The 20,900-nt window shown below is 70.4% G+C and carries 21 protein-coding genes; 10 read left to right on the forward strand and 11 right to left on the reverse strand.

Annotation, left to right across the window (positions count from 1 at the left end):
* Positions 1 to 33: 33 nt before the first annotated feature.
* The 3 genes from ACZ7L9_RS07140 to ACZ7L9_RS07150 all read right to left on the reverse strand — a co-directional run bounded on the left by ACZ7L9_RS07140 (position 34) and on the right by ACZ7L9_RS07150 (position 2,372).
* Positions 34 to 903: an ABC transporter permease gene (locus tag ACZ7L9_RS07140; protein ID WP_471413265.1), complete on the reverse strand. Its 870-nt coding sequence runs from the start codon at positions 901 to 903 to the stop codon at positions 34 to 36.
* Positions 900 to 1,763 (reverse strand): ABC transporter ATP-binding protein, encoded by an 864-nt coding sequence (locus ACZ7L9_RS07145; RefSeq protein WP_471413267.1) that lies wholly within the window; start codon positions 1,761 to 1,763, stop codon positions 900 to 902. Before ACZ7L9_RS07145 ends, ACZ7L9_RS07140 begins: the two co-directional genes overlap by 4 nt.
* Positions 1,764 to 1,952: 189 nt before the next feature.
* Positions 1,953 to 2,372: a Fur family transcriptional regulator gene (locus ACZ7L9_RS07150; protein ID WP_266748423.1), complete on the reverse strand. Its 420-nt coding sequence runs from the start codon at positions 2,370 to 2,372 to the stop codon at positions 1,953 to 1,955.
* Between the two features lie 143 nt (positions 2,373 to 2,515).
* On the opposite strand from ACZ7L9_RS07150, the gene ACZ7L9_RS07155 reads away from it, so the two are divergent.
* Complete coding sequence (locus ACZ7L9_RS07155; RefSeq protein ID WP_471413269.1) at positions 2,516 to 3,985, forward strand: catalase; 1,470 nt, start codon at positions 2,516 to 2,518, stop codon at positions 3,983 to 3,985.
* A gap of 70 nt (positions 3,986 to 4,055) precedes the next feature.
* Here the strand turns inward: ACZ7L9_RS07155 and ACZ7L9_RS07160 are convergent, their stop codons facing one another.
* Complete coding sequence (locus ACZ7L9_RS07160) at positions 4,056 to 4,460, reverse strand: CBS domain-containing protein (RefSeq protein WP_471413271.1); 405 nt, start codon at positions 4,458 to 4,460, stop codon at positions 4,056 to 4,058.
* Between the two features lie 164 nt (positions 4,461 to 4,624).
* Positions 4,625 to 5,425, reverse strand: a complete 801-nt coding sequence (gene hisN, locus ACZ7L9_RS07165; RefSeq protein WP_471413273.1) for a histidinol-phosphatase — start codon at positions 5,423 to 5,425, stop codon at positions 4,625 to 4,627.
* A 121-nt stretch (positions 5,426 to 5,546) separates the two neighbouring features.
* On the opposite strand from hisN, the gene ACZ7L9_RS07170 reads away from it, so the two are divergent.
* Positions 5,547 to 6,179 (forward strand): TetR/AcrR family transcriptional regulator, encoded by a 633-nt coding sequence (locus ACZ7L9_RS07170; RefSeq protein WP_471413274.1) that lies wholly within the window; start codon positions 5,547 to 5,549, stop codon positions 6,177 to 6,179.
* A 32-nt stretch (positions 6,180 to 6,211) separates the two neighbouring features.
* Here ACZ7L9_RS07170 and ACZ7L9_RS07175 read toward each other — a convergent pair whose 3' ends face one another.
* The 4 genes from ACZ7L9_RS07175 to ACZ7L9_RS07190 all read right to left on the reverse strand — a co-directional run bounded on the left by ACZ7L9_RS07175 (position 6,212) and on the right by ACZ7L9_RS07190 (position 9,814).
* Positions 6,212 to 6,535, reverse strand: a complete 324-nt coding sequence (locus ACZ7L9_RS07175) for a DMT family transporter (protein ID WP_145803350.1) — start codon at positions 6,533 to 6,535, stop codon at positions 6,212 to 6,214.
* A 90-nt stretch (positions 6,536 to 6,625) separates the two neighbouring features.
* Positions 6,626 to 7,642, reverse strand: coding sequence for a ribosome small subunit-dependent GTPase A (gene rsgA, locus ACZ7L9_RS07180; protein ID WP_471413276.1), 1,017 nt, complete (start codon positions 7,640 to 7,642; stop codon positions 6,626 to 6,628).
* Between the two features lies 1 nt (position 7,643).
* Positions 7,644 to 8,984 carry a 3-phosphoshikimate 1-carboxyvinyltransferase gene (gene aroA, locus ACZ7L9_RS07185; RefSeq protein WP_471413277.1) on the reverse strand — a complete coding sequence of 447 codons (1,341 nt, stop codon included), beginning with the start codon at positions 8,982 to 8,984 and terminating at the stop codon, positions 7,644 to 7,646.
* Positions 8,985 to 9,100: 116 nt separating this feature from the next.
* The gene (locus ACZ7L9_RS07190) at positions 9,101 to 9,814 is read right to left on the reverse strand and encodes a M50 family metallopeptidase (RefSeq protein ID WP_389983132.1); all 714 of its coding nucleotides are present in this window, start codon (positions 9,812 to 9,814) and stop codon (positions 9,101 to 9,103) included.
* Positions 9,815 to 9,879: 65 nt separating this feature from the next.
* On the opposite strand from ACZ7L9_RS07190, the gene ACZ7L9_RS07195 reads away from it, so the two are divergent.
* The 8 genes from ACZ7L9_RS07195 (at position 9,880) to def (ending at position 17,335) form a co-directional block, all read left to right on the forward strand.
* The gene (locus tag ACZ7L9_RS07195) at positions 9,880 to 10,695 is read left to right on the forward strand and encodes an SOS response-associated peptidase (RefSeq protein WP_471413279.1); all 816 of its coding nucleotides are present in this window, start codon (positions 9,880 to 9,882) and stop codon (positions 10,693 to 10,695) included.
* Positions 10,696 to 10,711: 16 nt separating this feature from the next.
* Complete coding sequence (locus ACZ7L9_RS07200; RefSeq protein WP_471413281.1) at positions 10,712 to 11,410, forward strand: alpha/beta hydrolase family protein; 699 nt, start codon at positions 10,712 to 10,714, stop codon at positions 11,408 to 11,410.
* Between the two features lie 282 nt (positions 11,411 to 11,692).
* Positions 11,693 to 12,349 (forward strand): sigma-70 family RNA polymerase sigma factor, encoded by a 657-nt coding sequence (locus ACZ7L9_RS07205; RefSeq protein WP_471413283.1) that lies wholly within the window; start codon positions 11,693 to 11,695, stop codon positions 12,347 to 12,349.
* Positions 12,346 to 12,666, forward strand: coding sequence for a mycothiol system anti-sigma-R factor (gene rsrA, locus ACZ7L9_RS07210; RefSeq protein WP_362200685.1), 321 nt, complete (start codon positions 12,346 to 12,348; stop codon positions 12,664 to 12,666). The genes ACZ7L9_RS07205 and rsrA overlap by 4 nt, the downstream gene beginning before the upstream one ends.
* Positions 12,667 to 12,820: 154 nt before the next feature.
* The gene (locus ACZ7L9_RS07215) at positions 12,821 to 14,239 is read left to right on the forward strand and encodes an HD-GYP domain-containing protein (RefSeq protein WP_471413285.1); all 1,419 of its coding nucleotides are present in this window, start codon (positions 12,821 to 12,823) and stop codon (positions 14,237 to 14,239) included.
* Positions 14,236 to 15,507, forward strand: a complete 1,272-nt coding sequence (locus ACZ7L9_RS07220) for an HD-GYP domain-containing protein (RefSeq protein ID WP_471413287.1) — start codon at positions 14,236 to 14,238, stop codon at positions 15,505 to 15,507. Before ACZ7L9_RS07215 ends, ACZ7L9_RS07220 begins: the two co-directional genes overlap by 4 nt.
* 91 nt (positions 15,508 to 15,598) lie before the next feature.
* Complete coding sequence (locus tag ACZ7L9_RS07225) at positions 15,599 to 16,591, forward strand: tetratricopeptide repeat protein (RefSeq protein WP_471413289.1); 993 nt, start codon at positions 15,599 to 15,601, stop codon at positions 16,589 to 16,591.
* A gap of 105 nt (positions 16,592 to 16,696) precedes the next feature.
* Positions 16,697 to 17,335: a peptide deformylase gene (def, locus tag ACZ7L9_RS07230; RefSeq protein WP_471413291.1), complete on the forward strand. Its 639-nt coding sequence runs from the start codon at positions 16,697 to 16,699 to the stop codon at positions 17,333 to 17,335.
* A 118-nt stretch (positions 17,336 to 17,453) separates the two neighbouring features.
* Here the strand turns inward: def and ACZ7L9_RS07235 are convergent, their stop codons facing one another.
* Together ACZ7L9_RS07235 and ACZ7L9_RS07240 are read right to left on the reverse strand one after the other, a co-directional pair.
* Positions 17,454 to 18,488, reverse strand: a complete 1,035-nt coding sequence (locus tag ACZ7L9_RS07235; RefSeq protein WP_471413292.1) for a ribonucleotide-diphosphate reductase subunit beta — start codon at positions 18,486 to 18,488, stop codon at positions 17,454 to 17,456.
* Positions 18,488 to 20,899, reverse strand: a complete 2,412-nt coding sequence (locus tag ACZ7L9_RS07240) for a ribonucleoside-diphosphate reductase subunit alpha (protein WP_471413294.1) — start codon at positions 20,897 to 20,899, stop codon at positions 18,488 to 18,490. The genes ACZ7L9_RS07235 and ACZ7L9_RS07240 overlap by 1 nt, the downstream gene beginning before the upstream one ends.
* Between the last annotated feature and the right edge of the window lies 1 nt (position 20,900).

Below are 20,900 nucleotides of genomic sequence, written 5' to 3' on the forward strand. Positions count from 1 at the left end.
GTGCCTCCGTACGAAGAACGTGGGGTGAGCTGTTCAGGACTGGCCGCGGCCGCGGTCGCGGGGGGCCCACGGGGTGAGCAGTCGCCCCGCGATCCGCACCACTTCGGAGAAGACGACGCCAAGAACCGCCACGCAGACGATGCCGACGAACATCACGTCGTTCTGGAACAGCGCCCGGGAGTCGAAGATCAGATGGCCCAGCCCGTCGGCCGCCGCGATCTGTTCGGAGGCGACGATGACCAGTACGGCCACCCCCGCCGCGATCCGCGCCCCGACCAGGACCGCGGGCAGCGACGCGGGGAGCAGCACGTGCCGGAACATCTGCCAGGGTGAGGCGCCGAAGACCTGACCGGCGTCACGGTGGCCGACCGGGACGGCCAGCACGGCCGCCATGGTGGAGATCCAGACGAAGAAGAAGACCGTCGCGGCGACCAGAGCGATCTGCGGCCCCTCACCGAGGCCGAACATATTGAGGAAGACCGGCAGCAGGGCCAGCTTCGGTACGACGTACAGGGCGTCGAGCAACGGCTCCAGCGCCGCCCGCACGAGGGAGAGCGACCCCATCAGCAGCCCGAGCGCGTATCCCGCGACGGTGCCGATCGCATAGCCGCCGAGGACCCGCTTGAGCGTGGCCCACACATCCGGCCACAGTTCACCGGCCCCCGCCCGGTCCCAGCCGTCCGCCAGGATGGTCGAGGGGGCGGGGTAGACCCGTTCGTCGATCCAGGACTGTGCCGCGGCCAGCTGCCAGAGCAGCACGAGCAGCAGCGGTACGGCGACGGCGAGCGCGATCTCCAGCGCGCGGCGCCTGCGGTGGGTGCGCACCGGACGCAGCTCCTGCGGGCCCGGCCTGCGGATCAGCACCCCGTCGTCGGATTTCGCGGCGTGCACAGTGGTGCTCATGCCGGAACCGCCTCCCTCCGCACCTCGCCGCGCAGCAGCTCCCACAACTCGCTCTTCAACGCGGTGAACTCGGGCGTCGACCGGACCTCGCCGGTGCGTGGCCGGCCGAACGGCGGGCGGCGCTCGGCGATGATCCGCCCCGGTCTGGCGGACATCACCAGCACCCGGTCCCCGAGCACGATCGCCTCTTCGAGGCTGTGGGTGATGAAGAGGGTGGTGGTACGGGTGGTCTGGGTGAGGTCGAGCAGCTCGTCCTGGAGGATGGTGCGCAGCTGGGCGTCGAGCGCCGCGAACGGCTCGTCCATCAGCAGCATCTCGGGTTCGACGGCGAGGGCGCGGGCGATCGCGACCCGTTGCCGCATTCCACCGGAGAGGGTGGCCGGATACGCCCCGGCGAAGTCGGAGAGCCCCATCCGGGCGAGCCAGTCGCGTGCCCTGGCATCGGCCTCCTTGCGCGGTACGCGTTGGATGTCGAGGCCGAACCGGACGTTGGCCAGTACGGTCTTCCAGTCGTAGATCCCGTAGTCCTGGAAGATCATCGCCGCCGGGCGGGGCGATGCCGTACGGATGGACAGCTCGCCGGAACTGGGGCGGAGCAGTCCGGCGGCGATCCTGAGCAGCGTGGACTTGCCGCAGCCGGACGGGCCGACGAGGCAGGTGAACTCGCCCGGTGCGACGGAGAGATCGACGGGGCCGAGGGCGGGCCGGGCCTTGGCGCCGCGCCCGAAGGAGCGGGTGAGCGCGTCGGCGCGGAGTTTGGGACGGGTGGCCGAGGCGGGCGCCGGGACCGGAGCCGGAGCAGGAGTCCGGCCAGGGGCCGGGGCCGGGGCTGTGGGCGGGGTCGGGTGCGGATCTCCCACGGGTCTCTCCTCGCGCGTATCGAGGTGCGGATCCGCCGCGGGGCGGACGTGATCGCCGTCGACGATATGACGACCCATCAGATTCGGGAAGGGGGTGCGCGCGTGGTGGGCCAGGGGGTGGGTGTCACCTCCTGTGGGTGTTCATGCGGAAGGCCCCGGTGCTCGCACCGGGGCCTTCCGTGGCAGGACTCAGCTCGTCGCGGCGCAGTTCGGGCAGATGCCGCGGTAGGTCACCTCGACATTGGAGACCGTGAATCCGAACCGCTCGTCGCTCGGCAGATCCGCCAGCGGGTCGCCGGCCGGGTGTACGTCGCGGATGGTGCCGCAGCGTGCGCAGACGAGGTGGTGGTGGGGGCGGTGCGCGTTCGGGTCGTACCGCTTGGCCCGGCGATCCGTGGAGACCTCGATGACCTCACCGAGCGTCACCATCTCGCCCAGGGTGTTGTAGACGGTGGCGCGGGAGATCTCGGGCAGCTTGGCAACGGCGCGGGCATGGACCTCGTCCGCCGTCAGGTGCACATGGTCCCCGTCGAGGACCTCGGCCACGACGCGCCGCTGGGCGGTCATGCGCCAGCCGCGTCCGCGAAGTCGTTCCAGCAGGTCACTCATAAGCACAAGCCTAACAGTGGGGGGACCAGGTCCCGAACCGATGTGACTTTGGATGGTCACTTGACTTGGACAATGTCCATTGTAGGATCGGGATCGGCATAGGCCAAGGGACAGGCTGTGCAGGACATGACGAATGTGCAGGAATGACGCAGGAGGCGCACGTGACGCAGGGACCGCTCACCACGGAGGCCGGCGCGCCGGTCGCCGACAACCAGAACAGTCAGACCGCTGGCGTCGGCGGTCCCGTGCTGGTGCAGGACCAGTCGCTGCTGGAGAAGCTCGCGCACTTCAACCGTGAGCGCATTCCGGAGCGCATCGTGCACGCCCGTGGCGCCGGCGCGTACGGCACGTTCACGCTGACCCGCGACGTCTCGCAGTGGACGCGGGCGAAGTTCCTCTCCGAGGTCGGCAAGCAGACCGAGACGTTCCTCCGCTTCTCGACCGTCGCGGGCAACCTCGGCTCGGCCGACGCGGTGCGTGACCCCCGCGGCTTCGCGCTGAAGTTCTACACCGAAGAGGGCAACTACGACCTCGTCGGCAACAACACCCCGGTGTTCTTCATCAAGGACGCCATCAAGTTCCCGGACTTCATCCACACCCAGAAGCGCGACCCGTACACCGGCTCGCAGGAGGCGGACAACGTCTGGGACTTCTGGGGTCTGTCCCCCGAGTCCACCCACCAGGTGACCTGGCTCTTCGGCGACCGCGGCATTCCGGCCACGCTGCGTCACATGAACGGGTACGGCTCGCACACGTACCAGTGGAACAACGAGGCCGGCGAGGTCTTCTGGGTCAAGTACCACTTCAAGACCGACCAGGGCATCAAGAACCTCACCCAGGACGAGGCCAACAAGCTCGCCGGCGAGGACCCCGACAGCCACCAGCGCGACCTGCGCGAGGCGATCGAGCGCGGCGACTTCCCGTCCTGGACGGTGCAGGTCCAGATCATGCCGGCGGCCGAGGCGGCCACGTACCGCTTCAACCCGTTCGACCTCACCAAGGTGTGGCCGCACGCGGACTACCCGCCGATCGAGATCGGGAAGCTGGAGCTCAACCGCAACCCGGAGAACATCTTCGCCGAGGTCGAGCAGTCGATCTTCAGCCCCGCGCACTTCGTGCCGGGCATCGGTCCGTCGCCCGACAAGATGCTCCAGGGCCGCCTCTTCGCTTACGGTGACGCCCACCGCTACCGCGTCGGCATCAACGCCGACCACCTGCCGGTGAACCGTCCGCACGCCACCGAGGCGCGCACCAACAGCCGTGACGGCTACCTGTACGACGGCCGTCACAAGGGTGCGAAGAACTACGAGCCGAACAGCTTCGGCGGCCCGGCCCAGACGGACCGGCCGCTGTGGGGGCCCACCCCGGTCGCGGGCGAGATCGGTACGCACGAGGCCCCGAGCCACGCGGAGGACAACGACTTCGTGCAGGCCGGAAACCTCTACCGGCTCTACTCCGAGGACGAGAAGGCCCGGCTGATCGACAACCTCGCCGGATTCATCGCCAAGGTGTCGCGCGATGACATCGCCGAGCGCGCGATCAACAACTTCCGCCAGGCGGACGGCGACTTCGGCAAGCGTCTGGAGGCCGCGGTCCAGGCCCTGCGCGGCTGACAAGGACGCCTGTCGTCGGTGGTGGGCCGGTTCCCTCTTCGGAGGGGCCGGCCCACCGGTCGTTCACGGGTCAGCCGACAAGTTCCGAGTGAGGGCGGCGCTTGGCGGGCGTCCAGCAGCGCAGGATGTCACGGACCGAGACGATGCCGACGGGCCCGTGGTCGTCCAGCACGATCAGGTGGCGGAACCCGCCGTGCGTCATGGCCTCCGCGGCCTCTGTCAGGGTCCAGGTGGGCGCGGCGAAGACCACGTCGGTGGTGGTGTGGGCGGAGGCGGTCTCGACGTCGGGATTCCGGCCCGAGCCGACCGCGTTGAGAATGTCGCGCTCGGTGAGAATGCCGAGCCCGCTGGTGTCCCGGTCGAGAACGACCGCGGCTCCGACGTGCCGGACCGACATCAGCCTGGCGGCCTCGCGGAGCGTATGGGTGGGTCCGATGGTGAGGACCAGCGTGCTCATGGCGTCACGGACGAGCATGAAGAGAGACACCTCCTTCGTGAAACGACCGTGTGAGTCGATTCACAAATTCACAAGCAGGGGGACTCTCAGAGTCGCATCGATGGTGGACGGGAACAAGGGGGGACGAGAGTGTCCGAGGGGCGTGCGGTGGTGCGCGACGCCCCTCGGGGGCGCGTTCCCGATCAGTAGCGCTGGTTCAGATAGCCCAGCAGTTCATGGTGGAGCAGCCCGTTCGAAGCTGCCGCATTGCCGCCACCGGGGCCGGACACCCCGTCCAGGCTGGTGAACTTCCCGCCCGCCTCCTGGACGATGATCGCGTTGGCGGCCATGTCCCAGAGCGAGAGCTCCGGCTCCGCGCAGATGTCGACCGATCCCTCGGCGACCATCATGTACGGCCAGAAATCCCCGTACCCGCGGGTGCGCCAGCAGGCCCTGGTCAGATCGAGGAACCCGTCGAGCCGGCCCTGCTCTTCCCAGCCGCTCAGCGACGCGTACGCGAACGAGGCGTCCGTGATCCGCTCCACCTTCGACGCCCGCAACCGGGTCGCGGAGGTCAGGCTGCGGCCGGAGAACGCGCCCGCGCCCTTCGCCGCCCACCAGCGCCGGTTCAGCGCGGGGGCCGAGACCACGCCCACCACCGGCTGGAACCCCTCCTCACCGGCTTCCATCAGTGAGATCAGCGTCGCCCAGACCGGCACTCCGCGCACGTAGTTCTTGGTGCCGTCGATCGGGTCGATGACCCAGCGCCGCGGGCCGGTGCCCTCGATCCCGAACTCCTCGCCCAGGATCGCGTCGCGTGGGCGGGCCCGATGGAGGTGACCGCGGATCAGTTCCTCGGCGGCCTTGTCGGCCTCGCTCACCGGCGTCATGTCCGGCTTGGTCTCGACCTTGAGGTCCAGAGCCTTGAACCGGTCCATCGTCGCCGCGTCGGCGGCGTCCGCCAGCACATGGGCGAGGCGCAGATCATCGTGGTAATCGGGCATGCCGTCACAGTATCGACCGCGGGTGAACAGAGCCACAGGACCTCGCGGCGGCCCGGACCATTGACAGTCCCCGGCGCCACGTCAACCCTGGAACGCAGGCCCCTTGGCGCGGGAGGCGACGATGCCCACGGCGCGAGACGCATTGCTGGACGCCGCCCTCACGGCGCTTGCCACCGTGCCCTGGCCGGCGGTGCGCATGGTCGATGTCGCGTCCGCCGCCGGGGTTTCCCGACAGACCCTCTACAACGAGTTCGGCAGCAAGGACGGTCTGGCCCGCGCCCTCGTCCGGAGCGCGGCCGACGGCTATCTGACCGGTGTCGAACGGGCACTGGGGTCAGCGGGCGGTACGGGGGACAGGCTGGCTGCCACCGCCGCCTGGACCGTCCGCGCCATCCGCACGAACGCCCTGGTCAGGGGATTGCTCACGGGCTGCTGGGGCGAGCGATTACCCCGTCTCGTACGCCCAGCCATGCCGGCCGCCTCGCGCGTGCCCGCTCAGCGGCGCGCCGACGCCGGGACGCCGACGCCCGCCGAACTGCTCGGCGAGGTCCGGGAACGCGCGGTGGCCGCCCTCGACGAGGGACGGCCCCCACCCGACCTCGAGTCACTGGCCGCGACCTGCGAGATCGCGCTCCGGCTGGCACTCAGCTACGCGATGGTGCCGGCCCTCCCGGAGGCGGAGGCCGGGACGGGGGCGGAGGGGGAGACGGCGCCTCTGGTGCGCGAGCTGGTGGATCGGCTGGCCGCCGGGTGAACGCCGGTCGGGCCCAGGGCCTGAGACCGAGGTCAGTGGGACGAGCCCGAGAGCTGCAGCCCGATCACACCGACGATCACCAGGGAGATCGAGACCAGCTTGAGGGTGGAGACCACGTCGTCGAGGAAGACCATGCCGTAGATCGCGGTACCCGCGGCGCCGATGCCCGTCCACACGGCGTAGGCGGGCCCCACGTCGAGTTTCTTCAGCGACAGCGTCAGCAGACCGAAGCTGCCGAGGGCGAAGACGCAGAACGCGATGGTCGGCCAGAGCCGGGTGAACCCGTGCGAGAGCTTCAGACAGACGGCGAAGCCGGTCTCCAGCAGCCCCGCGACCACGACCAGCAGCCACGCCATCGTCAGTGCCCTCCCACGTCGGTGACTGCCTTGCCTCGCTGGCTGTGATTATGCACTTACCAGTGGCAGCGGATGGCAAACGTGCCCGGGTCAGTCGCCTTCGCGTCGCTCCCGGGTGGAGAGCAGCCGCCGCAGCGAGTCCAGCCGCGCCGGATCGGCGTGGCCGTCCGCCACCCAGGCGTCCAGGGCGCATTCCGGTTCCTGGCCGTCGTGGGTGCAGCCGCGCGGGCACTCCTCGGTGCCGGGCTCCAGGTCCGGGAACGCGTGGATCACCCGGGACGGGTCGATGTGGTTGAGCCCGAAGGAGCGCACACCGGGGGTGTCGATCACCCAGCCGCGGTAGTCGGGCAGGGGGAGCGCCAGCGCCGATGTGGTGGTGTGCCGGCCCCGGCCGGTGACCGCGTTGACGACGCCCGTCGTACGCCGTCGGTCCTTCGGCACGAGCGCGTTGACCAGCGTCGTCTTTCCGACGCCGGAGTGCCCGACGAAGGCGGTGACCCGGTCGTTCAGTTGCTCGCGGACCCGCGCCGCTGCGTCGCCGTTCTCCAGCTCCTCGCGGCTGGTGACGATGAACGGGACGCCCAGCGGGGTGTACGCCTCCAGCAGCTTGTCCGGGGAGGCGAGGTCGGACTTGGTGAGCACGAGAAGCGGGGAGAGTCCGCCGTCGTACGCGGCGACCAGACAGCGGTCGATCATCCGCGGGCGGGGTTCCGGATCGGCCAGCGCGGTGACGATCGCCAGCTGGTCGGCGTTGGCGACGACCACCCGCTCGAACGGATCGTCGTCGTCCGCGGTCCGACGCAGCACCGACCGGCGCTCACCGATGCGGACGATGCGGGCGAGGGTGTCCTTGGCGCCGGACAGATCGCCGACGAGGGAGACGCTGTCACCCACCACGGCGGCCTTCCGGCCCAGCTCGCGGGCCTTCATCGCCATGACCGTACGACCGTCGACGAGGCAGGTGAGGCGGCCGCGGTCGACGGTGAGGACCATGCCTTCCTCGGCGTCCTCGTGCTTCGGGCGGGTGCGCGTACGAGGACGGTTGCCCTTCGGGTTGGGGCGGGTCCGGATGTCGTCCTCGTCGGGGTTCTTGCCGTAGCGGCGCATCTCAGGCCCCGAGCATTCCGGTCCACATCTGCGGGAAGTCCGGCAGGGTCTTGGCAGTTGTCGCCACGTTCTCGATCTCCACTCCGGGGACGGCAAGGCCGATGATCGACCCCGCGGTGGCCATCCGGTGGTCGTCGTACGTATGGAAGGTACCGCCGTGCAGCGGTCGCGGGCGGATGTGGAGGCCGTCGGCGGTCTCGGTGACGTCGCCGCCGAGATCGTTGATCTCCTTGGTGAGCGCGGCGAGCCGGTCGGTCTCGTGCAGCCGCAGGTGGGCGACGCCGCTCAGGGTGGACGGGCCGTCGGCGAGGGCCGCGACCGCCGCGATGCCCGGAGTGAGCTCGCCGACCTCGCCGAGGTCGACGTCGATGCCGTGGACCCGGCCCGAACCGGTGAAGGTGAGCCCGTGCTCGGTCAGCTCGCAGCTGCCACCCATCGCGGTGAAGATCTCCCGCAGCGCGTCGCCCGGCTGGGTGGTGCGCTCGGGCCAGTCGGGGATGGTGACCCGGCCGCCGGTGACCAGCGCGGCCGCGAGGAACGGCTGGGCGTTGGAGAGATCGGGCTCGACGGTCAGATCACGGCCGAGCAGGGCGGAGTGGGAGACCCGCCAGACGTTCGGCTCGCCGCCCGTCTCCGGCTCGTCGACCTGGGCGCCGACGGCCCGCAGCATGTCGACGGTCATCCGGATGTGCGGCATGGAGGGGAGCCTGGCGCCGGTGTGGCGCACCTCCACGCCCTGGTTGTAGCGCGGCGCCGACAGGAGCAGCGCCGAGACGAACTGGGAGGACGAGGAGGCGTCGATCGCCACTGCTCCGCCGTCCAGCGCACCGCCGCCGTGCACGGTCATCGGGAGCGAGCCGCGTCCGTCGTCGTCGATCCGGGCGCCGAGCACCCGCAGCGCGTCGATCACACCGGTCAGCGGGCGCTCGTACGAACGGGGGTCGCCGTCGAAGTGGACCGGGCCGTCGGCGAGGGCCGCGACCGGCGGCAGGAAGCGCATGACCGTCCCGGCGTTGCCGACATCGATCGTGGTGGGGCCGTGCAGTCCCGCCGGGATGACCCGCCATGCTTCGCCGGAGCTGTCCGGGGCGCCCGCGACGGAGGAGCTGGACGACACCGTCTCCTCGATGCCGACGCCCATTGCGCGGAGCGCCTCGGCCATCAGCAGGGTGTCGCGGGAGCGCAGCGGGCGGCGCAGCCAGCCGGGCTCGGCGGCGAGAGCGGCGAGGACGAGCGCGCGATTGGTGACCGATTTCGATCCGGGCACGATGACGGTCGCGTCGACGGCTCCACTCGCATAAGGGGCGGGCCAGAGGGCGGGGTGCACGGAACTTTCGGTCATGGACCTCACTTTAGTGGTTCACCGCAAACCCGAATCTCGATCAGATGGGATGAAATCGGGGTGTAACGCAAGCGTGGTATGGCTTGCCGGGCCGCACCGGCCCCCGCAACCGGCGCTCACATGCCCAGCAGCCAGCGCCCGCCGCCGATCAGCGAGCAGAGCGACACCGCGTGGAAGAGGAACAGCCAGAGCGCGGCCGGTACGTCCGTCAGCCGCGACAGCTGGTCCGCGTCCGAGTCCGGCGCACCGCCGTGCCGCCGTTTCGACTGGAGCTCGAAGGCCGGGCGTACGCCGCCGAGCAGCAGGAACCACACCACGGTGTACGCGAACAGCGACTGCACGGCCGGCGAGGCCAGCCAGGACACCAGCAGGAAGGCCGATCCGGTGAAGATCACCGCCAGCGCCCCGTACACATTGCGGATCATCACCAGCATCACCGCGAGCAGCGCGGTGGCCAGCCACAGGAACAGCGTGATCCTGCCGTTGACCAGCAGCCACGCCCCGCCCAGGCCCAGCAGCGGCGGGGCGGTGTAGCCCGCCGCCGCGGTCAGGATCATCCCGATGCCGGTCGGCCTGCCGCGGCTGACCGTCAGCCCGCTGGTGTCCGAGTGCAGCCGGATGCCGGACAGCTGCCGCCCGGTGCACAGCGCGATCAGCCCGTGGCCCCCCTCGTGCGCGATGGTGATCGTGTTGCGGGTCAGCCGCCATATGAAATTCGGTACGACGGCGATCAGTGCGAGCGTGCCGGTCACCACCACCAGCCATTGTTCGGGGAGGGGCTGGGTGCCGAAGACGCGGTCCCACAGGTTGCCCAGATCGGTGCTGTCCATGGTGGGGGCGGCTCCTTGCGGTATCGGCGTGCTGCTGTCGTGACGGTCGTGGCAGTCTGGCACTTATGTGCGGACGGTATGCAGCGAGTCGGCGGCCCGAGGACCTGACCGGACTCTTCCAGGTCGAGAAGTGGGAACCGGCGGAGACTCTGGCGCCCGATTGGAACGTGGCGCCGACCAAGGAGGTCTACGCCGTACTGGAACGTCCATTGAAAGACGCAGACGATCAGCGTCCGGTTCGCCAGTTGCGTGCCCTGAAATGGGGGCTCGTGCCGTCCTGGGCGAAGTCTCCCGAGGGCGCCGCACGCATGATCAACGCCCGTGCGGAGACCGTCCACGAGAAGCCGTCCTTCCGGCGCCCCTTCGTCTCCCGGCGCTGCATCCTGCCCGCCGACGGCTACTACGAGTGGGTCACCGGCGCCGATGAGCGGCAGTTGGAGGAGAAAAGGAAGAAGAAGCGGCCCCGTAAGCAGCCCTACTTCGTGACACCCGCCGACGGATCCGTCTTCGCGATGGCCGGGCTGTACGAGTTCTGGCGCGACCGGACCCTGCCGGACGACCACCCGATGGCCTGGTGGGTGACCTGCTCGGTGATCACGACCGAGGCGGAGACCACCCCGCTCGCCGTCGCCCCCGCCGAGGGTCCGGCCACGCTCGCCGACATCCACCCCCGGATGCCGCTGATGCTGACCCCGGACCGGTGGGACGCCTGGCTCGACCCGTCGCGCACCGACATCGAGGAGCTGAAGGGGCTGCTCGCGCCGCCGCCGGGCGGGCTGATGCGGGCCTACCCGGTCGCCACGGCCGTCAGCAACGTCCGCAACAACGGCCCCGAACTGCTGGAGGAGCTGGCCGCGCCGGAGGCGAGCACGCTCTTCTGACCGCTCACCGGGAAGGATGGGGCTCGTGAGTACCACAGAGACAGACCGTGAGCGTGAGACCGAGACGGTCGACACCGAGGCCGGGCCGGCCAGGATCACCTGGCTGCCCGCGAAGACGTCGAACAGTGCCACGTCCGCCGAATACACGAGTGCCCGGCTGGTGCTCGCCGTCAGCCACGGCGCGGGCGGCGGCGTCGAGACCCGTGACCTCCGGGCCCTGGCCGCCGCGCTGCCCGCCCACGCGGTGACCGTCGCCCTGGTGGAGCAGCCGTGGCGGGTCGCCGGCAAGAAGGTCGCGCCCGCCCCGAAGACCCTGGACGCCGGGTGGCGGGGCCTGTGGCCCGCGCTGACCGCCGTGGGGCTGCCCGTCGTCGCGGGAGGGCGCAGCGCCGGGGCGCGGGTGGCCTGCCGGACGGCGACGGAGCTCGGCGCCCACGCCGTCCTCGCGCTCAGCTTCCCGCTGCACCCACCGGGAAAGCCGGAGAAGTCCCGCAAGGACGAGCTCCTCGGGTCCGGCGTACCCACGCTCGTCGTCCAGGGTGGCAACGACCCGTTCGGTCGGCCCGCCGAATTCCCTCCGGGGGAGTACGAGCTCACCGAGGTGCCATACGCCGACCACGGGTTCGCCGTACCGAAGAAGTCCGGCCTGACCGAGGACCGGGCCATGGAGATCCTGACCACCGCCGTGACCGGATGGCTGTCCGCCCTCGCGTGACGCACCTCTGACGCCCCCCGGGAATGTTGGGCCAGGGGCCACTGTTGTGGGTGTCATCGGTACATCAACGTCGTATGTGGAGAGGGAGTCCGTCGCATGGGTTCGACCATCTGCCCGCGTCGCTCGAACGCCGCTGACCTGGAGTGGACGGTCCTGCATGCGGCCAAGACCACTTCCGAGCGGGCACTGAGCGGATCGGATCGACAGCCCGCCTCGAAGCAAGGTCGACTATTCTCCGATTCGAGCGGGTCCGGTTTCGGCTCCGCCACAGCGTTGGAGGAGGTGGGTCCGGTCACTGGGACCGACACAGGGACCGACGACGGCCGCGCGCAGGAGACGACCGCCCAGCGCAACGCGCGCTTCGAGCGGGACGCTCTCGGTTTCCTCGACCAGATGTACTCGGCGGCGCTGCGCATGACGCGCAACCCCGCGGACGCCGAGGACCTGGTCCAGGAGACCTATGCCAAGGCGTACGGCTCCTTCCACCAGTTCCGCGAGGGCACGAACCTCAAGGCGTGGATGTACCGCATCCTCACCAACACGTTCATCAACTCGTACCGCAAGAAGCAGCGCGAACCCCAGCGCAGCGCCGCCGAGGAGATCGAGGACTGGCAGCTGGCGCGTGCCGAGTCGCACATGTCGACCGGTCTGCGCTCCGCCGAGTCGCAGGCGCTCGACCACCTGCCCGACTCGGATGTGAAGTCCGCTCTGCAGGCGATCCCCGAAGAGTTCCGCATCGCCGTGTATCTCGCCGACGTAGAGGGCTTTGCGTACAAGGAGATCGCGGACATCATGGGGACTCCTATCGGTACGGTGATGTCCCGACTGCACCGGGGCCGCCGCCAACTGCGCGGCATGCTGGAGGACTACGCCCGTGAGCGCGGGCTCGTCCCGGCCGGTGCCGGAGAGTCGGACGATCGGAAAGGCTCGGGCTCATGAGCTGCGGAGAGCCGCACGAGACGGACTGCTCAGAGGTCCTCGATCATCTGTATGAGTTTCTCGACCACGAGATGCCCGACAGCGACTGCACCAAGTTCGAGGTGCACTTCGAGGAGTGCTCCCCGTGCCTGGAGAAGTACGGTCTGGAACAGGCCGTGAAGAAGCTGGTGAAGCGCTGCTGCGGCCAGGACGACGTGCCGAGTGATCTGCGTTCCAAGGTGATGGGCCGGATCGACCTGATCCGCTCGGGGCAGGCGGTGCCCGAGCAGGACGTGACGGCGTCGGAGTCCGGTCAGCCGACCGCCGCCAAGGAGTGATGCCCGGCGGGCGCCACGCGTAGTGGCGCCCCCGTATCAACCGCTCTCCGCCACATCACCCGAAGGTGCTAATCGGGCTCGTTGACCGCCGGTCGGACGCCCAACTCGCTAGCGTGGCGCCTCCATTGAGCACGTGGGGAGGCGGGCGGGGCGGGTGAGAGCCACACGGGGGGCGGCGCGCGCGTACATCCTGGCGGCCGCGGTCGGTGCCCTGTTCTGTGTGCTCCCCGCGCTGCGCCCCGGCGCCGGGACCCCGTGGGCCACCGTCACACTGCTCGCCGGCCTCTATCTGGTCTGCGAACTCCCCGGGCGCTGCCCCTTCTTCGGCAGCTCCGTGCCGATCCGTGCCGGTTCGTTCTTTCCGCTGCTGCTGGCCGCCGCCTTTCTGCTGCCGCCCGCCGCGGCCGCCCTGGTCGCGATACCCGGCTCGCTGGCCGGCCGGGTGGAGACCTCGCCCGCGACCGCACGGCGTGTCTGGCGGGCGGCGCAGCTCGCCGTCACCGTCCGGGCGGCTTCGTCCGTCCACGGTCTGCTCGGCGGGACCGCCACGCTCGGCGTCGCAGGCAGTGGATCCGGGCGGCTCCCCGACCTCCCGTACGCCGTGCTGCCCGCCTGCGCCGCCGCCCTGGCGTTCAGCCTCGTCCTGACCGCGCTGGACGGCTCGATCCTGGTCGCCGCCGAACGGCTGCCCGTCCGGCGCGCCTGGAGCGGACTGCCGACCCGCTCGCTGGGACCGCATCTGGTGCACGGACTCGCCGGGCTGATGATGGCCGTCCTGTGGCGCGGCCCGTACGGGCCGCTGTCCGCGCTCATCGTCCTGCTGCCGATGTACATCTCCTGCTGGGTCTTCGCCCAGTACCACCGCGAGCACGCCGCCCACCGCGCCACCATCAGGGCCCTGGTACAGGCTGTCGACATCAAGGACACGTACACCCGCGGTCACAGCGAACGGGTCGGTCAGGCCTCCGTCCTCATCGCCCGCGAACTGGGCATGGACCAGGGTCGCCTGGAGGTCCTCCGGTTCGCCGGGATCCTGCACGACGTCGGCAAGCTCGGCGTCCCGACCCGGGTGCTCCGCAAGGACGGACCGCTCACCCCGGAGGAACGGCGGGTGATCGAACTGCATCCGGAGTACGGGCACGAGATCGTCCGGGGCATCGGCTTCCTCGGCGAGGCACGGGCCGCGATCCTGCACCACCACGAACGGCTCGACGGCAGCGGCTACCCGTACGGGCTCAGCGGGCAGGAGATCCCCGAGTACGCCCGGGTCGTCGCGGTGGCGGACGCCTTCGACGCGATGACGTCGACCCGGTCGTACCGGCGGGGGCGGCCGGTGCCCGTGGCGCTGGAGGAGCTGAAGCGGTGCGCGGGCACGCAGTTCGATCCGCGGATGGTGCGGGCGCTGGTGCGGGCGCTGGACCGGCACGGCTGGTCGGCGGCGACGACGGTGGTCACGGCGGACGAGGCGATTTTGCGGCCCCGGCGGGAGGGGGCGCCCGGCCGCGCGGCTCCGGCCGATGGGCTCGACCAGGTCGCCCCGGGCCCGCAGCCGTCCGCGGACCGTCTCCGATGACCCGGGCCGCCCGAGGACGGCGGACGGCGCTGCCCCCCGCCGCCCTCGCCGTCCATGGCGCCGCCGCCGTGCTCGCCGCCGCCGGGCTCGGCCACACTCTCTGGGACGGCGTCCACGAACCCGGCCACGCCCTCGCCTTCGGGGCGCTGATCACCATCGGTGAACTGGCCCGCTGGGGCGCGCTGCCCGGCGAGCGCGAGCCCGCACCCCTCGGGGCCGCCGGCGCACTCGCGTACGCCCTTCTCGGCCGCAGCGGCGGCGTGCCCACCAGCCACGGCGTCCTCCAGGTGATCGCCGTCCTGGCCGCGGCGCAGCTCGTCGCCTGCGTCCCCCAGGTGGCGCGTGGCAGCGGACCCGCGCCCGACCGGGTGGCCCGCCGCATCCTGACCGTCACCTTCGCCGCCGCGTGCTTCCAGCCGCTGTACAACTCCGGCCGCATTCCGGACCGGATCGGCGAAGGCCCGTACTACGTGGTCTTCATGCTCCTGCTCCTCGCCCTGACCGCGCTGTGCGACGCCGTGCTCGCCGCCCTGCTGCTGCGCTCGCGCACCGGCCATCCGTACGGGCCGCTGCTCCGCGACGAACTGCGCGCGCTCATCGGCATCGGCTCGGCGGTCTGCGCGACCGGGGTCGTGATGGCCCTCGGGGTCGCCGTCGCCGGCCTGTGGGCGCTGCCCGTGCTGTGCGTACCGCTTTTGCTGACCCAGGTCTCGTTCCGCCGGTTCGTCGCCGTGCGCACCACCTACCGGCAGACGATCACCTCGCTCGCCCGGTCCACCGAGATCGCCGGGTACACCCCGCCCGGGCACGCCCGCAGGGTCGCGACGCTCTGCACCGCCGTCGGCCGTGAACTGGGACTTTCCGGGAGCGAGCTGACCGTGCTGGAGTACGCGGCCCTGATGCACGACATCGGCCAGCTCTCCCTCGTCGACCCGGTCCAGGACGGTGCGACGGCCGCTCTCCCCGCCGCCGAGCAACGCCGGATCGCGCTGCTCGGCGGGGCCGTGGTGCGGCAGACCGGGGTGGACGCCGAGGTCGCGGTCGTGGTGGAGCGGCAGGCCGACCCCTACCGTGAGCAGCCGCTGTCCGCCAGGATCGTCAGGGCCGTCAACGCATACGACGACCTCTGCGGGGAAGGTCTCATCGGGCCGCTGGGTGCGCTGGAACAACTCAGGCTCGGGACCGGTCACGACTACCAGCCCGAAGTCGTGGAATCACTGGCCCGAGTCCTGGCCCGGGGCGGTCCGACCCCCGTCCTGCCCGGGTAACCCATGGGTAATGAGCGGGCGTCCGGCCCGGCATGGTTGGATGCGAAGAAGAGCGGAAAACGAGGGTGTCCAGTCGGGACAGGCGGGAATCGTGAGGATCTTCGGGAAGGTACGGCATCGGCCCTCCGCCTCTTGGCGGCAGGCCACGGACCGCGCGTTCACGCTGATCGGCGACGGCCGGTACGAGGACGCGGGCGCGCTGCTGACACGTGCGGCGGACCTGGAACCCTGGCTCTCCGAGTCATGGTTCAACCTTGCGCTGCTGCACAAATTCCGGCATGACTGGGAACAGGCGAGAGCCGCCGGCCTCAGAGCCGTCGCGCTGCTCGACAAGGAATCCGGCGCGCCCGACTGGTGGAACGTCGGGATCGCCGCCACCGCACTGCAGGACTGGCCGCTGGCGCGCCGCGCCTGGCAGGCGTACGGCCTGAAGGTGCCGGGCACCGGCCAGCACATCTCGGCGGCCAACAGCGAGCCCGTCGGCATGGAGCTGGGCAGCGCCGCGGTACGGCTGTCGCCGGAGGGCGAGGCCGAGGTGGTCTGGGGGCGCAGGCTCGATCCGGCCCGGATGGAAGTGCTCTCCATCCCGCTGCCGTCGTCCGGCCGCCGCTGGGGCGAGGTCGTCCTGCACGACGGGGTGCCGCACGGTGAGCGGGTCACCGCGGCCGGTCCCTCGTACCCCGTCTTCGACGAGATCGAACTGTGGGCGCCGTCCCCCGTACCCACCTGGGTGGTGCTGCTCGAAGCGGCGACCGAGGCGGACCGGGACGCGCTGGAGCAGCTGGCGTCCGATGCCGGGTTCGCCGCCGAGGACTGGTCGTCCTCCGTGCGGTTGCTCTGCCGGGCCTGCTCGGAGAGCCGGATGGAGAGCGACGAGGGCGACGGCGAGCACCTCGATCCGCACGACCACAGCGAGCCGGGGCATCCGGGCCCGCTGGGTCACCGCACCGCCGGTGAGCTGTGGGTGCCCGAGCGCGAGTGCGGGATAGCGGCACCGGCCGGGCTGGTGCGCGGACTGCTGGACGGCTGGGTCGCGGACAGCCCGGAGAGCCGTGAGTGGCGGGATCTCGAAGAAGTCTGCTGACCGGTGCCCGTAGGCTGTACGGGCACCGATCGCGGTGCACGGGTGCCCGGGACCCGGACCTTCGGATGCCCCGGGTTTCAGGTTTGAGGAAGGCGTACGGCGGACATGGCGCAGCAGGAGACGGACGAGCAGATCAGGGTCGACGACGAGGGTTTCGTCGTGGACACGGAGGACTGTGAGGCGCGCGAGGCGGCGTATCGCGAGCGCGGCACCTCCCGTCCGATCACGGTCGTGGGCAACCCGGTGCTGCACAAGGAGTGCAAGGACGTCACCGAGTTCGACGACGAGTTGGGCCGGCTGATCGACGACATGTTCGCGAGCCAGCGGACGGCGGAGGGCGTGGGCCTGGCCGCCAACCAGATCGGCGTCGACCTGAAGGTCTTCGTCTACGACTGCCCGGACGACGACGGTGTGCGGCACGTGGGCGCCGTCTGCAACCCCGTGCTGGAGGAGCTGGCCCCGGAGGACCGGGTCCTGGACGACTCCAACGAGGGCTGTCTCTCCGTCCCGACTGCGTACGCCTCGCTGGCCCGCCCGGACTACGCCGTGGTCCGCGGCCAGGACGCCAAGGGCAACCCGGTCAAGGTGCGGGGCAACGGCTACTTCGCCCGCTGCCTCCAGCACGAGACGGACCACCTGTACGGATACCTGTACATCGACCGGCTCTCGAAGCGGGACCGCAAGGACGCGCTGCGGCAGATGGCGGAGAACACGCCGCGCTACGAGATCGTGCCGAACGACTGAGCATTCGGCCGCTGCCGCCGCCGCTGGGTGGGCCCGGGGGACGCGCCCCGGAAACGGCGGGCGCCGCACAGCCGGTGACGGCTGCGCGGCGCCTCTGCCTCAGAAGCCGGGCCAGGATCTAGAAGTCGTCGTCGAAGGCGACCGAGCCTTCCACCGCCACCTGGTACGCCGACGGCCGGCGTTCGAAGAAGTTCGTCAGCTCCTGCACGCCCTGCAACTCCATGAACGAGAACGGGTTCTCGGAGCCGTAGACCGCCGGGAAGCCCAGCCGGGTGAGCCGCTGGTCGGCCACGCACTCCAGGTACTGCCGCATCGACTCCGTGTTCATGCCCGGCAGACCGTCACCGCACAGATCGCGGCCGAATTGCAGCTCGGCCGCCACGGCCTCCTTCAGCATGTCGGCGACCTGCTGCTGGAGCTCGTCGTCGAAGAGGTCCGGCTCCTCCTTGCGGACGGTGTCCACGACCTCGAACGCGAAGTTCATGTGCATCGTCTCGTCACGGAACACCCAGTTGGTGCCCGTGGCGAGACCGTGCAGCAGACCCCGCGAGCGGAACCAGTAGACGTACGCGAACGCGCCGTAGAAGAACAGCCCCTCGATGCACGCCGCGAAGCAGATCAGGTTCAGCAGGAAGCGACGGCGGTCCGCCTTCGTCTCAAGGCGCTCGATCTTCTCGACCGAATCCATCCACTTGAAGCAGAACCGCGCCTTCTCGCGGATGGACGGAATCTCCTCGACCGCGTCGAACGCGGCGGCACGGTCGTCCGGATCGGGCAGATAGGTGTCCAGCAGCGTCAGATAGAACTGGACGTGCACGGCCTCCTCGAAGAGCTGCCGGGAGAGATACAGCCGCGCCTCGGGGGAGTTGATGTGCTTGTACAGCGTCAGCACGAGGTTGTTGGAGACGATCGAGTCACCCGTCGCGAAGAACGCGACGAGCCGGCCGATCATGTGCTGTTCGCCGGGGGACAGCTTGGCCAAATCGGCGACGTCGGAGTGCAGATCGACCTCCTCCACCGTCCAGGTGTTCTTGATCGCGTCGCGGTAGCGCTCGTAGAAGTCCGGGTAGCGCATGGGCCGCAGCGTCAGTTCGAAGCCCGGGTCGAGCAGGTTCTTGTCACGCGCGGTCTTCTCGGAGTCGGTGGAGCTCATTACTGACAGGCCTCGCAGGACTCGGGGTTTTCGAGGGAGCAGGCGATCGCGTCGGCGTCGGGCGCCGATGCCTGCTGTACGGGAATGGGAGCCGCGGCCGCGGTCCGGCCGGAGGCGGCGCGGGCGATCCGGGTCGCCGGACGCGAGCGCAGGTAGTACGTCGTCTTCAGCCCCCGCTTCCATGCATACGCGTACATCGAGGAGAGCTTGCCGATCGTCGGCGTCTCCATGAACAGGTTCAGCGACTGGCTCTGATCGAGGAACGGGGTACGGGCCGCCGCCATGTCGATCAGTCCGCGCTGCGGGATCTCCCACGCCGTGCGGTACAGCGCCCGCACGTCCGCCGGGATCCAGGCGAAGCCCTGCACGGACCCGCTCGCCTCGCGCAGCGCCTCACGGGTCCGCGCGTCCCACACGCCGAGCTGTTTCAGCTCCTCCACCAGATACGCGTTGACCTGGAGGAACTCACCGCTGAGCGTCTCGCGCTTGAAGAGGTTGGAGACCTGCGGCTCGATGCACTCGTACACACCCGCGATCGAGGCGATCGTCGCCGTCGGCGCGATGGCGAGCAGCAGCGAGTTGCGCATCCCCGTCTTCGCGACCCGGGCGCGCAGCGCGTCCCAGCGCTCCGGCCAGTGCAGCTCGGTGTCGTAGTGGTCGGGGTGCAGCACACCGCGCGCGGCCCGGGTCTCGGACCAGGCCGGCAGCGGGCCCGACCGCTCGGCGAGATCGCAGGACGCCTCGTACGCCGCGAGCATGATCCGCTCGGAGATCTGCGTGGAGAGCGCGCGGGCCTCGGGGGAGTCGAACGGCAGCCGCAGCTGGAAGAAGACGTCCTGCAGACCCATGGCCCCGAGGCCGACGGGGCGCCACTTCGCGTTGGAGCGGCCGGCCTGCTCGGTCGGGTAGAAGTTGATGTCGACGACCCGGTCGAGGAAGGTCACGGCGGTACGGACGGTGGCGTCCAGCCGCTCCCAGTCGATGGAGCCGTCGGCGACGAACGCGCCGAGGTTGACCGAACCCAGGTTGCAGACGGCCGTCTCGCCGTCGTCGGTGACTTCGAGGATCTCGGTGCACAGATTTGACGAGTGGACGACGCGGCCCGGCTCGGCGGTCTGGTTCGCGGTGCGGTTGGAGGCGTCCTTGAACGTCATCCAGCCCTGGCCGGTCTGCGCCAGGGTCCGCATCATCCGGCCGTACAGCTCACGGGCCGGCATCGACTTGCGGGCCAGCCCCTTGGCCTCGGCGGCCCGGTACGCGGCGTCGAACTCGTCGCCCCACAGGTCGACCAGCTCGGGCACGTCCGCGGGCGAGAACAGCGACCAGTCACCGTCCGCGTCGACCCGGCGCATGAACTCGTCCGGGATCCAGTGCGCCAGGTTGAGGTTGTGCGTACGCCGCTGGTCCTCGCCCGTGTTGTCGCGCAGCTCCAGGAACTCCTCGATGTCCGCGTGCCAGGTCTCCAGATAGACGGCGGCGGCGCCCTTGCGACGGCCGCCCTGGTTGACCGCGGCGACGGAGGCGTCGAGCGTCTTCAGGAACGGCACGATGCCGTTGGAGTGCCCGTTGGTGCCACGGATCAGCGAACCGCGGGCGCGGATGCGGGAGTACGAGAGACCGATGCCGCCCGCGTGCTTCGAGAGCCGCGCCACCTGGTGGTAGCGGTCGTAGATCGAGTCGAGCTCGTCGAGCGGGGAGTCCAGCAGGTAGCAGGAGGACATCTGCGGGTGCCGGGTGCCGGAGTTGAACAGGGTCGGCGAGGACGGCAGATAGTCGAGCCGGCTCATCAGCCCGTACAGCGCCGCGACTTCGTCCAGGGCCCGTTCCGAGTCGTTCTCGGCGAGCCCGGAGGCGACCCGCAGCATGAAGTGCTGGGGCGTCTCGATGACCTGGCGGGTGTGCGGGTGGCGGAGCAGATAGCGGCTGTGCAGGGTCCGCAGCCCGAAGTAGCCGAAGCGGTCGTCGGCGCCGTCGGCGAGCGAACGCTCCACCAGCGCGTCGAGGGCGGCCGCGTGCAGCGCGACGAACTCGGCGGTGCGGTCCGCGATCAGGCCCTCGCGGTGCCCGACGGCGACCGAGGCGGAGAAGGAGACTGCGCCCTGGCCGGCCGCCTCGTCGGCGATGGCGAGGGTCAACAGCCGGGCGGCGAGCCGGGAGTAGGCAGGGTCCTCGGAGATCAGCCCCGCGGCGGCCTCGGTGGCCAGCGCGCGCAGCTCGGCCTCGTCCGCCCGGGCGCTGCGGCCGCGCAGCGCGGCGGCGGCGACCCGACCGGGGTCGGTGTCGGGCAGATCGACGGTGAGGTCGGTCAGGGTCCGCAGCAGTGCGGTCCTCGGTCCGTCGTGTGCGGTTGCCTCGGACTCGGCCACTTCGGACACGGCGGCTGAAGCCGGATCGGCTGGCGCGATGGTCACG

This window comes from Streptomyces sp. NPDC111516 (assembly GCF_055635345.1).

Coding starts and splice junctions, on each gene's coding strand:
- ACZ7L9_RS07140 (WP_471413265.1), bottom strand. CDS start 903: ATGAGCACCACTGTGCACGCCGCGAAATCCGACGACGGGGTGCTGATC.
- ACZ7L9_RS07150 (WP_266748423.1), bottom strand. CDS start 2,372: ATGAGTGACCTGCTGGAACGACTTCGCGGACGCGGCTGGCGCATGACC.
- ACZ7L9_RS07155 (WP_471413269.1), top strand. CDS start 2,516: ATGACGCAGGAGGCGCACGTGACGCAGGGACCGCTCACCACGGAGGCC.
- ACZ7L9_RS07160 (WP_471413271.1), bottom strand. CDS start 4,460: ATGCTCGTCCGTGACGCCATGAGCACGCTGGTCCTCACCATCGGACCC.
- hisN (WP_471413273.1), bottom strand. CDS start 5,425: ATGCCCGATTACCACGATGATCTGCGCCTCGCCCATGTGCTGGCGGAC.
- ACZ7L9_RS07170 (WP_471413274.1), top strand. CDS start 5,547: ATGCCCACGGCGCGAGACGCATTGCTGGACGCCGCCCTCACGGCGCTT.
- ACZ7L9_RS07175 (WP_145803350.1), bottom strand. CDS start 6,535: ATGGCGTGGCTGCTGGTCGTGGTCGCGGGGCTGCTGGAGACCGGCTTC.
- rsgA (WP_471413276.1), bottom strand. CDS start 7,642: ATGCGCCGCTACGGCAAGAACCCCGACGAGGACGACATCCGGACCCGC.
- aroA (WP_471413277.1), bottom strand. CDS start 8,984: ATGACCGAAAGTTCCGTGCACCCCGCCCTCTGGCCCGCCCCTTATGCG.
- ACZ7L9_RS07190 (WP_389983132.1), bottom strand. CDS start 9,814: ATGGACAGCACCGATCTGGGCAACCTGTGGGACCGCGTCTTCGGCACC.
- ACZ7L9_RS07195 (WP_471413279.1), top strand. CDS start 9,880: ATGTGCGGACGGTATGCAGCGAGTCGGCGGCCCGAGGACCTGACCGGA.
- ACZ7L9_RS07200 (WP_471413281.1), top strand. CDS start 10,712: ATGGGGCTCGTGAGTACCACAGAGACAGACCGTGAGCGTGAGACCGAG.
- rsrA (WP_362200685.1), top strand. CDS start 12,346: ATGAGCTGCGGAGAGCCGCACGAGACGGACTGCTCAGAGGTCCTCGAT.
- ACZ7L9_RS07220 (WP_471413287.1), top strand. CDS start 14,236: ATGACCCGGGCCGCCCGAGGACGGCGGACGGCGCTGCCCCCCGCCGCC.
- def (WP_471413291.1), top strand. CDS start 16,697: ATGGCGCAGCAGGAGACGGACGAGCAGATCAGGGTCGACGACGAGGGT.
- ACZ7L9_RS07235 (WP_471413292.1), bottom strand. CDS start 18,488: ATGAGCTCCACCGACTCCGAGAAGACCGCGCGTGACAAGAACCTGCTC.